Annotated in this window: 7 protein-coding genes; 3 read left to right on the top strand and 4 right to left on the bottom strand. The window is 71.1% G+C overall.

The window, feature by feature from the left end; translation table 11 throughout:
* Positions 1–6 precede the first annotated feature (6 nt).
* A complete protein-coding gene (locus OV427_RS14230) occupies positions 7–936 on the bottom strand; it encodes a serine/threonine-protein kinase (protein WP_267856640.1) in 930 nt (309 codons plus the stop codon).
* Between the two features lie 2 nt (positions 937–938).
* Positions 939–1,847 (bottom strand): TIGR02266 family protein, encoded by a 909-nt coding sequence (locus tag OV427_RS14225; RefSeq protein WP_267863424.1) that lies wholly within the window; start codon positions 1,845–1,847, stop codon positions 939–941.
* A gap of 218 nt (positions 1,848–2,065) precedes the next feature.
* On the opposite strand from OV427_RS14225, the gene cglD reads away from it, so the two are divergent.
* Positions 2,066–5,425, top strand: a complete 3,360-nt coding sequence (gene cglD, locus OV427_RS14220) for an adventurous gliding motility lipoprotein CglD (RefSeq protein ID WP_267856639.1) — start codon at positions 2,066–2,068, stop codon at positions 5,423–5,425.
* Between the two features lie 144 nt (positions 5,426–5,569).
* On the opposite strand, the gene OV427_RS14215 is transcribed toward cglD, so the two are convergent.
* Positions 5,570–7,330, bottom strand: coding sequence for a M14 family zinc carboxypeptidase (locus OV427_RS14215; protein ID WP_267856638.1), 1,761 nt, complete (start codon positions 7,328–7,330; stop codon positions 5,570–5,572).
* Between the two features lie 31 nt (positions 7,331–7,361).
* On the bottom strand, positions 7,362–8,297 hold the full coding sequence (locus tag OV427_RS14210) for an MBL fold metallo-hydrolase (RefSeq protein ID WP_267856637.1): 936 nt from the start codon (positions 8,295–8,297) through the stop codon (positions 7,362–7,364).
* Between the two features lie 1,298 nt (positions 8,298–9,595).
* Between OV427_RS14210 and OV427_RS14205 the strand changes: the two genes are divergently transcribed.
* Both OV427_RS14205 and OV427_RS14200 read left to right on the top strand, forming a co-directional pair.
* Entirely contained in the window at positions 9,596–11,056 is a 1,461-nt protein-coding gene (locus OV427_RS14205; RefSeq protein WP_267856636.1) for a sensor histidine kinase, read from the top strand.
* Positions 11,053–12,474, top strand: a complete 1,422-nt coding sequence (locus tag OV427_RS14200; RefSeq protein WP_267856635.1) for a sigma-54-dependent transcriptional regulator — start codon at positions 11,053–11,055, stop codon at positions 12,472–12,474. The genes OV427_RS14205 and OV427_RS14200 overlap by 4 nt, the downstream gene beginning before the upstream one ends.
* The last annotated feature ends 24 nt before the right edge of the window (positions 12,475–12,498 follow it).

Here is a 12,498-nt window from a genome sequence, read left to right as displayed (position 1 = left end):
GTCGCCTCAGGCTTCCGTGCCCATCAACCCGCGCACCACGGCGGCCACCGCCAGCGGGGTGGCCACGCGGTCATCGCACAGCGGCGCGAGCGCCCGGGCGAACTGCTCCGCGGACTTGAAGCGCTGCGTGGGGTGGGGTGCCAGCGCGCGGTCCAGCACCAGCGCCAGCGCGTCGGACACCCCCGGCACCAGCTGGCGGATGGGCGTCACCCGGCCTCCGCGGATGGAGGACTCCACCTCGTCACCGGGCCCCGAGGGGAAGGGGGACTCCAGCGACAGCAATTCGTACAGCAGCACCGCCGCCGCCCACAGGTCCACCGCCACGGACACATCGCCCGCAATCAGCTCCGGCGAGCGGTAGTGCTGCTTGCCCAGGCGCCGCGCATCCAGCGCCAGGCCCGCGCGCGAGCGGGCCACGCCGAAGTCCGCCAGCTTCACCTCGCCCGTGCGCGACAGCAGCACGTTGTGCGGGGACACGTCACAGTGCACCACGCCCAGCGGCCGCCCCGTGGTGCTGGTGGCATGGTGCGCATGCGCGAGCGCCTCCAGCACCTGCCGGACGATGTGCACGGAGATGTCGATGGGCAGTTGAATCCGGCGGCGCCGGCACTGGGCCAGCACGCGGCCCAGGTCGGGCCCCTCCACCAGCTCCATCGCCAGGTAGCCGCCATCCGGCAGCTCGCCGTACTCCACGAAGCCGACGATGTGCGGATGATTCAAACACCGCGCCAGCTCCGCCTCGTGGAGGAGCTGCTCGCGGGCCTCGGCGTCGCGCGCGCGCTCGGGGCGCACCCGCTTGATGGCCACCCGCTCTCCGGCCCGGGGCCCCTGCCGCATCCGTGCGAGGAACACCTCCGCCATGCCCCCGCGCCCCAGGCGCGACAGCAGCTCGAAGCGGCCACAGTCTCGCGGCCAGGTCTCCGACGTGCCGTCCATCGTCAGCCCGTGCCGCCGACCAGGCTCGCCAGGTACTCGTCCAGCGTCTGGGAGAAGGTGGCGTCGTCGTTGAGGAACGCGAGCCCCACGCCACCGGTGTACGGGTCATCCACCACGTGCACCACCACCGCGTCGCCCTGCAGCCGGTTCCCGTTGGGCAGCTTCACGTCCACGGTGACGACGCTGTCGGGCTGCGGCCGGTGCGCGGTGCGCACGAAGAGGCCGCCGTTGGAGATGTTGAGCGCGTGCTCGCGCACGAAGTCCAGCTCGGTGCGGAACTCCAGCTCCAGCTTCACCGCGAAGCGCCGCCCGCGCCGCTGCGGGCTGTCCCGGGGCGCGGTGGGCACCCGGTGCGAGGGGGCAATGGCCCGGGGCTGCGGGGCAGAGGGCTCCGGCATGCTCGCGGCGGCTGTCGCGGCGCCGCCCTCTGGCAAACTCGCGGCGGCACGCGCGGGCGGGGCCTCCGGGCCGGGCCGGGGCGCCTGCACGGGCCGGGGCGCGTCCATGGGGTTTGCGGGCGGGACGGACGGTCGCTCGCCGCTCGCGGCCAGCTTGCTCACGTGCTGCTGCAGGGCGCGCGCGGCGGCGGCGCGCTCCTCGCCCGGGTAGGGAGTGCCTCCGCCGAAGGTGGCGGTGCGGAAGGCATCGCGCTCGGCCTTCGGCATGCGCCACAGCTCCACGAAGGTGCCGCGGCTGCGCTTCGCCTCCTCGGCCAGCTTCTCCACCGCGGCGCGCGGGTAGCCGGGCGCCTCCACCTTCAGCTCGAGGCCCGCTTCCTCCGCGCGCAGCGACACCACGAGTTGCAGGGATTGGGCCGTGGACAGCAGCGTGCCCAGCCCCTCCACCCAGGCCGCGACACGCTCCGGCAGGGCCGAGCCATTCCACAATGCCGCAAGACCGAAGACGGGCACGGCCGCGACGATAGCCGAGCCCTCCCACTCCGCGAACCCTGATCCGCTCACAGTTCTGCCACAATCTGCTCATGTGGCTGCATGGGAAGCGACCGGGCGCCGACCCTCTCTTGCCCTAAAGGGAATACACTCTGGCAGGACGCGAATGGGCCTCTAAAATCGATGTCGGCTTCGACCCAGCTCCCCCCTTGGAGTCGAAGCCACTGGAGTCAAAGACGATGCGCACCCCTCTCAGACAACTCGTCACCTGTGTGCTGCTGGCGGCTTCGCTGCTGGCGGCCTGTGGCGATGACACCCAGGATGCGAAGCCCGTCGTGGACGCGGGCCCGGGCTACGAGTTTGACGCCGGTGTCGAGCCCACGGAAGAAGAAGATGCCGGTATCGAGCCGGACCCGGACCCCGACCCGGGCAAGGTGCCCACGGACGCGGGCGACGAGAGCAACCCCACGAAGGACTCGGACTGCGACGGCCTGGCGGACTCCGAGGAGTTCGCCAACGTATACCCCGGTGGACTGAAGACGGACCCGGGCCTGCGCGACACCGACGGCGACGGCCTGCGCGACGGCCTGGAGGTGGGCCGCACCACCACCCTCAACACCGGGTGCGCCTTCCGCGCGGACGCGGACCCGAACACCCGCACCTCGCCGGTGAAGGCGGACACGGACGGTGACGGCCTCGAGGACGGCCTGGAGGACACCAACCGCGACGGCGTGAGGCAGCAGGGCGAGACGGACCCGAACGCGCTCGACTCGGACGGCGACGGACTGAAGGACGGCGACGAGGACGCCAACCACAGCGGCACGGTGAGCCCGGGCGAGACGGACCCGCGCAAGCGGGACACGGACGACGACGGCCTGCCGGACGGCCTCGAGAAGCAGATTGGCACCGACCCGCTCAAGCCGGACACCGACGGCGACTCGTGCAAGGACGGCGATGAGGACAAGAACCACAATGGCGTGAAGGACACCGGTGAGTCGGACCCGAAGGTGTCCGACTGCGCCGCCACCGTGCCGGACGCGGACTTCGACGGCATCCCCGACGCGGTGGAGACGACCACCGGCACCAACAAGGACAGCGCCGACACGGACGGTGACGGCACGCCCGACGGCGTGGAGGACGAGAACCGCAACGGCCGCGTGGACGCGAACGAGACGGACCCGCGCCTGACGGACACCGACTGCGACGGCCTGCAGGACGGCCCCGGCAAGGGCGGCTTCCTGGGCGAGGACCCCAACAACAACGGCCGCGTGGACGCGAACGAGACGGACCCCACCAACCCGGACACGGACGGCGACGGCCTGCGCGACGGCCTGGAGCGCGGCGTGGCGACCGCGGCGGCCCCCCGCACCAACTGCGGCTACTCCGGCGACTCCAACACCACCACCACGACCTCGCCGCTGAACCCCGACGCGGATGGCGACGGCATCCAGGACGGCGCGGAGGACGCCAACCAGAACGGCCAGGTGGACCCGGGCGAGCTGGACCCGCGCGACCCCACTGACGGCGCGGCGGGCACTCCGGCGGGCCAGGTGTGCAAGACGACCAACCTGCGCACCGTCACCTTCAAGGAGGACTCCGGTGGCGACCTGCGGCTGGCGCTGCCCAGCACCTTCAAGGACGCCAACCTCACGAATCTCACGGTGGGTGGCAGCTCGGTGGGCCTCATCGGCTGGGACGACACGAAGCAGGTGACGCTGATTGCGTACAAGCGCGGCCAGGTGGGCACCGCCGCGGACCCCACCGCGGACGAGGCGGGCATCCGCACGGCGTCCTTCAACGCCGCCACGCGCGACTACACGCAGACCTTCAGCACCTGGGACGGCTTCCCGGCGCTGGCCGCGCGCTACTCGCAGGCGGACACCACGGACCTGAAGGCCTTCACCAACACCCTGGCGCGCTCGCTGGTGCCGGGCAGCGCCGGAGCGCTGACGGGGACGGCCGGAATCACGGGCCCGTTCAAGATGCAGGCGCAGTACGTGCACCGCTCCAACCAGAGCGTGGTGGTGGTGCTGGCGATTACGCCGGCGGCCAGCTACACCGAGACGGGCAGCCTCTTCACCCTGGCGGACACGGCGGGCGGCACGGCGCTGGCGCAGTTCGGCGACGCGGACGCGGTGCAGTGCGAGAAGTTCACCGCCAGCCAGGCGGTGGTGGACTTCCTCTTCGTGGTGGACGACAGCGGCTCCATGGCCAGCTCGCAGCAGTCGCTGGCCAACGCCGCCACCGCGGTGGCGCAGAAGCTGGCCAACGCGACGCTCGACTGGCGCCTGTCCATGGTGACGTCGAGCTACAGCATCGCCGGCAAGGCCAACACGGGCGTGCTGCGCGGCTTCACCCGCAACGTCAATCAGTTCCGGGCGTGGCTGACCGAGAACAGCGTGTGCTCCAGCGGCCAGTGCTCCGGCGTCACCATTCCCACGGGTGGCGCGCCCACCACGTGCTCGAGCAACGCCGAGTGCTGGGTCAACCTCAAGGGTGACGGCACGGAGAAGTCGCTGGACGCCGCGCGCAAGGCCATCAACGACCTGAAGGCCGCGGGCGGCACGGCGGACACCCGCATCCGCGACGGTGCCAAGGTGGTGGTCGTCATCCTGACGGACACGCGAGACCAGTCCGGTGACAGCATCAGCACCTTCAATCAGTACTTCCTGGACACGGGCCCGACGGCCGGAACGAGCAACAACCCGGTGGACCAGCAAATCCAGGTGCATGGCATCATCTGCCCGCCGGATGGTGCGCGCTGCCACCAGGACGAGAACAACACCAGCCCGCGGCACCTGGACATCATCCAGGCCACGGGCGGCGTGTACGGGAGCATCCGCGACGCGGCCTCCATCACCACCACCATCAACGCCATCGTCGACAGCGTCATCGCCTCGGTGGGCTACAAGACGCTGAAGCCGCCCATCGGCGCCTCGCTGCGCGTGGCGGTGGCCGAGGTGTCGGACGCGGCGGTCTGCCCGAACGCGGGTGATCTGCCGCGCAGCCGGACCAACGGCTTCGACGTGGACGGCATCAGCCGGGCGGTGTCCTTCTACGGCGCCTGCCGTCCGAAGGCGGCGGGCACCACGCAGGCGGCGGTGTCCTACCGGTACTGGAGCGACCGCACCACCAACCCCAACGGTGTGCCGCCCCCGTGCAAGTCGGACCCGTACTACGACGCCAACGAGGCGGACTCGTGCCGGGGCAAGCTCACGTGCAACCGCACGACGGACCGGTGCGAGTGCCCGGCCGACTGCGGTGGCGGCGGAGCGCCGGGGCAGGTGTGCAACACGGACCCGGCGGTGTGCGCCTTCACCTGCACGGCGGACTGCGGCGGGACGTGCGGCACGTATGAGACGTGCAGCCAGTCCGCCTGCGCCTGCACCTGCGTGCAGGACGCCACCTGCGTGGAGGGCTACGACTTCGACCCGAACCTGTGCACCTGCGCGTGCAACACGGCGGCGCTCAACTGCGACGCGCAGCACCAGCCGGATGCGAACTCGTGCTCGTGCGCGTGCAAGGCGGACTGCGGTGGCTGCGGGCGCCGCGAGGTCTGCAACCCGAGCACCTGTACGTGTGACCCCATCCTCGGCTGAGGTGGCCCGTCACTCCGGGCCCCTCGTCACCTGAGGGGCCCGGTTGGAGCCTGAAGTGAAAGGACGCCCCGTGAGCCCCTCGGCTCGCGGGGCGTCCGCGTTTGGGCGCCCGCGGGCGTCGGCGCGTCGAGGCGCCCGGGTGCGCTACTTCGCGGCCGCCAGCCCGGCGGGGGCCGCCTGCGTGCGCAGGATGGGGTAGACACGCAGCTGGACGTCGCGGGCGGGGTGGCGCTCGTAGAAGAAGCGCAGGCGGGCGCGCGGGTCCTTCGCGAAGGCTGCGTCCTTCAGCTTCGCGTCCCACTCGGCCTTCACCGCCGGGTCCTTCAGCAGCTCACGGGCGAACGGCTCGAGCACGTAGTCCTCGATGTATTCCTTCTGCTCGAAGTGGGAGCTGAAGAAGCCCCACGACAGCAGCGAGTCCGGCGCCGTGGGCTCCAGCAGGTGGGCCACCATCTGGATGCCCGGCTGCGCCACCGGGACGTACAGCGTGCCCACGGGCAGCGCGTGCGTGCCCTTTTCCCAGGCGCCCTTTACGGTGAGCGTCTGGTGGCCCTCCACGGATTGGGCGCCCCACTTCACGTCGGTGGCGCGGAAGGCTTCCGCCTCGGTGGAGGGCACCTCGCGCGTGAGGCGCTGGAAGCGCAGGCCGTGGGCGGTGAGCTTCTGCGCCACCATCGCCGCGTGGGCGGGCGGCACCAGGTAGCCGCCCGAGGGCAGCGACGCGGTGAGGGCCGGGCGGATTTCGTCGAAGTACGGCACGTTCCACACCTGCGGCTTCGTGACGTCGTAGCGAATCCACGTCTGGCCGGACACCTCGGACGGGGCGCGCTCGTACGCGTAGCCCCGGAAGGCGATGGAGTGGTTCTTCTCCGTGTTCTGCCAGGCGAGTACCACCTCGCGCACCTTGCCGGATTCCGCCTCCGTGTCCGCCGCCTTCGCGGCCGCGCGCAGCACCGCGCCGTCCCGGGCCACCAGGCGCAGCAGGCCCGCCACCGCGTCGCGCGTGGCCTTCACGCGCTCCGCGTACGGCTTCCACGAGTGCGTCTCCACCAGCACGCCGAAGCGGTGATGGATGGACCAGTAGACGTGGCTGAAGCGGGGCGGGGCCACGCCGTAGGCGAAGCCGGAGGCCGGGTCATCGTCCTCGCGGAAGGACGGGTAGAACTCCAGGGGCTGGTGGCCCTGGGACTCCATCTCCGTGAAGAGCTCCTGGCGCAGCTTCACGCCGAGCTCGCGCAGGGCCGCCGGGCCGGACTTCTGCGGCTCCAGGCCCACGGACACGTCGGGCTCGAACTGGGCGCCGTCGGTGACGTGCAGGTCCGCGTAGACGAGCGGGTCCCACGCGTGCAGGTACTTCAGGAGCGCCACCATCTCCGGCGCGTCCGCCTTCACGTAGTCGCGGTTGAGGTTGAGGTTCTGCGCGGTGACGCGCCAGCCCATCTCCTCGGGGCCCACCTGGTTGGGGCGGTTGTTCTTCCCGAAGCGCTCGTGCCCGTCCACGTTGAAGACGGGGACGAAGACGGCGGTGACGCCCTTGAGCACGCCGGGCAGCGCGGTGCCGTTGAGCATGTCCCTCAGCAGCCAGAAGCCGGCGTCCTTGCCGTCGATTTCACCCGCGTGGATGCCGCCCTGGAAGAAGACGACGGGGCGGCCCTTCTTCACGGCGGCGGCGGGGGTGAGGGTGCCATCCGCGCTGGCGACGAGCGCGAGCATCGGCCGGCCCTCCGGCGTGGTGCCGAGCGTGTCGCAGCGGGCCTTGCCGGGGAAGGCCTTGGGGAAGGCGCGGCAGAGGGACTCCACCTCGGAGTAGCGGCCGGTGCGCGTCCAGCCGCTCTGCTCGGAGACGGTGGTGAGAGGCGGTGGGGCCTGGGCGAGGGCCAGGGCGACGAGGGTGGGCAGGAGCATGTCCTCCCCACAGCACAGGCCCCGGTGGGTTTCAACCGTTGCGCACGGTGAGGGTGCCCCCCACGGGGAGGACGTGGACGCGCTCGCGCGGCCAGCCGCGGCGGGTCCACTCCGTGTCCAGGCGGCGGGGCGGCTCGTCGAGCGGCTCGTCGGTGAGCTTGAAGGTGCCCCAGTGCATGGCGAGGAAGCGCGTGGCGCCGAGGTCCTCGAAGGCCTGCGCGGCCTCTTCGGGGTTCATGTGCTGGCGGCTCATGAACCAGGCCGGGTCATACGCGCCAATGGGCAGCAGCGCGGCGTCGAGTCCGGGGAAGCGGCGGCCGATTTCCTTGAAGCCGTCGAAGTAGGCGGTGTCGCCGGAGTGGAAGACGCGGGCGCTGGAGCCCTCGATGACGAAGCCGCCCCAGAGCATGTCGTTGACGTCGTTGAGGCCGCGTCGGCTCCAGTGCTGCGAGGGGACGAAGTGCACGTTGACGGGGCCCAGCTTCGTGGACTGCCACCAGTCCAGCTCGGTGACGGGCAGGTTGGAGCCCTTGAAGACGGGCGTGTGCCCGAGCCCGGTGACGATGGGGGCGCCGACCTGCTTCAGCGTGGGCAGGTCCAGGTGGTCGTAGTGGTTGTGCGAGACGAGGCTGGCGGTGATGGGGGGCAGCTTTTCCACGGGGACGCCGGGCGGGACGTTGCGGTGGATGACGACGTTGATGGCGTCGCGGAGCACGGGGTCGACGAGGAGGGAGAGGCCGTCGAGCTGCACGAGCCAGCTCGCGTGACCGAGCCAGGTGAGGCGGGCGCCGTCACCTGGCGCCGGGGGTGTGCGGAGCAGGGCGAGGTCGGGCTCCACTCGGGGGACGGGCGCGCGGTCCGGGGACTTGCGGCGGCGGCCGGTGAGCTTGTCGCCAACGGCCCACTTGAGGACGCGGTCGAAGGACTGGGGACCGCTGCCGTCGAGGTTCTTGAACCGCAAGGCCATGGGACTGTTCCTCCGCTCCGGGGATGGTGCCTGCCCCTGTCATGCTCGGGAGGGGCGCGGCGCGCAAGTTACCAGTCCGGGAGGCAGACCCACGGCCGCGTGGGACGGGCCTTCTTGCAGCGGTAGCCCGCAGCGCAGCTGTTGGGGCCGTTCGGCTCACAGGGAGGCTGGCAGGCCCAGTTGTCGCAAATGAGGCCGGGAGGACAGGAGGTCGGGTCCTTGCGGCAGTACTGCGCGCACCGCATCCACACGGTGGCCGTGTGACTCGTTTCGTGGTCCAGCTCGCACTTCTGCTTTTCAGGACACGGAGTCTGCTGGCAATTGGTGCCGTAGACCCTGGCACATGCCGACGCCCCGTCTTCGTACTGGATGCACTCCTGGCCTTCGGGGCACCCGGACTTCTCGCATGTCGGCAGGCAAAGTGGCTGAAGCTCTGTGTCCGCGCAGAAAGAGTTCTCGGGGCAGGAGGATGGGGCGTCCTTGCTGCAGGGGCGTGCGCAGAAACCATCCTCTCCACCGCAGATAAGGCCGGGCCCGCATGCGTCATCCAGCGCTCTACCAATGGGGACGCACCTCTCGCCCTCCTCGCGGAGACCCTGCGGGACGCACATGCGCACCAAGGGGCCGTTGCCCGAGGTTGTCAGGGTTCGACAGACCTGCTCATCCTGGCATTGCGCATCCGTCATGCACTGGCTGTCGGCGCAGTACTGGGCTCCGGCTCGGGTATCCAGCAGGCACCCAAGGGGGAACTCACACTCGGAACTCAGCGCGCAGTCTCGATGATAGGTCTGCCGTCGGGCGCGTTCCTGTGATGCGAGCATGGGGCTGACCCGTTGCCCATTGACCACCTCATGCTCGGGCATTCCCAGACGGAGCACGCTCCCCATGAGCAGCACCAGGGGCAGCGGCAGGAGCAATCCGACGAAGGCCCCAGCGGTCGCGCGCCAGTTCATTCGGCCTCACCGCACCGGATGCGGCACTCCTCGCTGAACTTCTTCTCTCCAGCGCAAAACTCCAGTCGGTCCTCTGTCGTGCACCGCTCGGGAATGCTCTCCAGCGCATCCCTGTGCGCGGCCTTGTCGGCAAGGCCTCCCGGCTTGTGCACCTCGGGACACCCAAGTACGGCGAGAGACAGCGAACAGACCCACGTGGCCGGCCAGCGCATCGGGGCTCCTCCAGGCAGAGGAAGCAGCCTGACGAGCCTACCGGGGCCCTCCCAGGCCCGTACCCACCCCGGAGGGCATCTCCGCCGCCGCGCAGTGAGCAGCCCGGGCCTCACTCCCCTATATAGAGGCGAGATGCTCTCCCCCTCCGGCTCCACCACTCGCAAGCTGCTCCTGGCCTTCGGCGCGCTGGTGGCGCTGTTCACGGCCGCGTCCGGCTTCGCGCTCGCCCGGCTGACGGACATCCACGACGGCTCGCATGCGCTCCGCGAGGCGGGAGGCCGCGTCCGGGACGCGCTGGAGCTGGCCACCGCCGTGAGGGACCAGTACGCGCACCTCGCTCACACCATCATCCTCGGCAATGCCAGCCACGTGCGCTTCCACGACGAGGCGCGGGCCCGCGTGGAGGCGCTCACCCGCAAGCTCCGTGAGCAGGCACGCGATGCGCAGGAACAGACGTGGGTCGCGGACATCCAGCAGAACGGCGACGCGCTGAACCGGCTCTACCACGACACCCTCCTCCCGGCCGTGCTCGCGAAGGACCAGGGCGCCATCACCGCCGCACACGGGCGCGCGCTGGAGCTGGTGTCGCAAATCCAGGCCCGGGCGGACTCGCTGGCACAGCGCTTCGACACCTCCATCGGCTCCTTCGAGGCGCACGTGGGCGCGGTGGAGCACGCGAGCTTCCGCTGGGCCCTGCTGTTCCTCGGCGGGGCCACGCTGTTCGCCGTGGGCGTGGGCATCTACATCGGCAACTCGGTGGCGCGGCCGGTGGCGCGGCTCTCCGAGGGCGCGGCACGGCTGGCGCGCGGCGACCTCCACACCCGCATCCCCGAGGGCGACCCGGGCGAGCTCGGCCAGCTCGCGGCCCAGTTCAACCGGATGACCGAGGCGCTCCGCGCGCACCAGGCGCAGCTCGTCCAGCACGAGAAGCTCGCGGGCATCGGCCGGCTGGCGGCGGGCGTCGCGCACGAAATCAACAACCCGCTGGGCGTCATCCTCGGCTATGTGCGGCTGCTTCAGCGCAAGGCGGAAGGGGCGCTCGCGGAGGACCTCGAGGTGATGGAGCAGGAGGCGGTGCGTTGCCAGGAAATCGTCGAGGGGCTGCTGGACCTCTCCCGCCCGGGACGCGGCCCGATGGAGCGCGTGCCCCTGCGCGAGGTCTGCGAGGAAGTGGTGGCGCGACTGCGCGAGTCCTCGCGGCTGGGCGATGTGGAGGTGCGCGTGGAGGGAGATGCGCCCGCGTGGGCGTGGCCTCCGCGCCTGCGGCAGGTGCTGCTCAACCTCGTGAAGAACGCGGCGGAAGCCGCGGGACAGGGTGGCACGGTGGCACTGCACATCGAAGCGGCGCCGGACGGTGGAGCGAGCGTCGCGGTGTCGGACTCCGGGCCTGGGGTGAAGCCGGAGGACCGGCCTCGCCTCTTCGAGCCGTTCTTCTCCACGAAGCCGTCGGGGACGGGGCTGGGGCTCGCGGTGAGTCAGGCCATCGCGGAGGCACACGGCGGGCGGATTGATGCGGACACGGGGGCGCTGGGAGGCGCGCGCTTCACGCTGCGGCTGCCGCCCGCGTCGCCCGCGCAGGAGGCCATGGCATGAGTACGCCACAGAAGCCGGCCGTCCTCGTGGTGGACGACAAGGAGAACATGCGCAAGCTGTTCGCACGCATCCTCGGAGACGCCTACGCGGTGACGGAGGCGGCGGACGGGACGCAGGCGCTGGCACGCCTGGCGGAGCGCGAGTTCGACGTGGTGGTGACGGACATCCAGATGCCCGGGGCGGACGGCTTCGCGGTGCTGCGTGAGGTGAAGCGGCGCGCGCCCGACACGCAGGTGGTGCTCGTCACCGCGTACGCGAGCATTCCCAAGGCGGTGGAGGCCATCAAGGAGGGCGCGTACGACTACCTCTCCAAGCCGTTCGACCCGGACGAGGTGGCCCTCCTCGTCGCGCGGGCGCTGGAGCAGCGGCGGCAGCGGAAGGACGCGGCGGGGCTGAAGTCGCGGCTCGCGACGGCGCCGGACCTCCATGGTCTGCTGGGCTCGAGCGCCGCGATGCGAAGCCTGCACGCGCTGCTGTCCCAGGTGGCGGTGAGGGACCTCACCGTGCTGCTCACGGGGGAGACGGGCACGGGCAAGGAGCTGGCGGCGCGCGCCGTGCACGCGGAGAGCCCGCGCAAGGCGAAGCCCTTCGTGGCGGTGAACTGCGGGGCGCTTCCCGCGGACCTCGTGGAGAGCGAGCTGTTCGGCCACGCGAAGGGCGCCTTCACGGGCGCCACCATGGCGAAGGCCGGCCTCTTCGAGGAGGCGCACGGCGGGACGCTCTTCCTGGACGAGATTGGCGACCTGCCGCTCCCGGTGCAGGTGAAACTCAACCGCGCGTTGCAGGAGAAGGAGGTGCGGCGCGTGGGCACCACCTCGCCCGTGAAGGTGGACGCGCGCGTGGTCGCGGCCACGCACCGGGACCTCGCCGCGGAGGTGGCGGCGGGGCGCTTCCGCGAGGACCTCTACTACCGGCTCAACGTGGTGACGGTGCGGCTGCCGGCCCTGCGCGAGCGGCGTGAGGACATTCCGTTGTTGGCGCTGCACTTCCTGTCACGAGCGGGCCGGCCGGAGCTGGAGGGCTTCTTGCCGGAGGCCCTGCGCGCCCTCACTGCGTACGCGTGGCCCGGCAACGTGCGGCAGTTGGAGAACGCGGTGGCTCGGGCGGCGGCGGTGGCACAGGGACCGACAATCGGCGTGGACGATCTGCCGCCGGAGCTGGGCGCGGCTCGGGTAGCGGAGTCCGGTGGTGCCCCTGCTGGCGGCGTTCCTGCTGAAGCGCTGGCGAAGCTGCCCTACCGCGAGGCGGTGGACAGCGCGCGGGACGCGGTGTCGCGCGAGTACCTCTCCGCGCTGATGCAGGAGTTCGGCGGCAACGTCACCCACGCCGCCGAGCGTGCGGGGATGGAGCGCGAGAGCCTGCATCGGTTGCTCAAGCGCTATGGTGTGCGCTCGGACGACTTCAAACGTCCGGACTGATTCAGGCCCGGGTGGCACTTCGGG

The organism is Pyxidicoccus sp. MSG2 (assembly GCF_026626705.1).
In the GTDB taxonomy this organism is placed as follows: Bacteria; Myxococcota; Myxococcia; order Myxococcales; family Myxococcaceae; genus Myxococcus.
The sequence above is the reverse complement of the archived record's forward strand: the minus strand, read 5'-3'. Positions and strand labels throughout refer to the sequence as shown.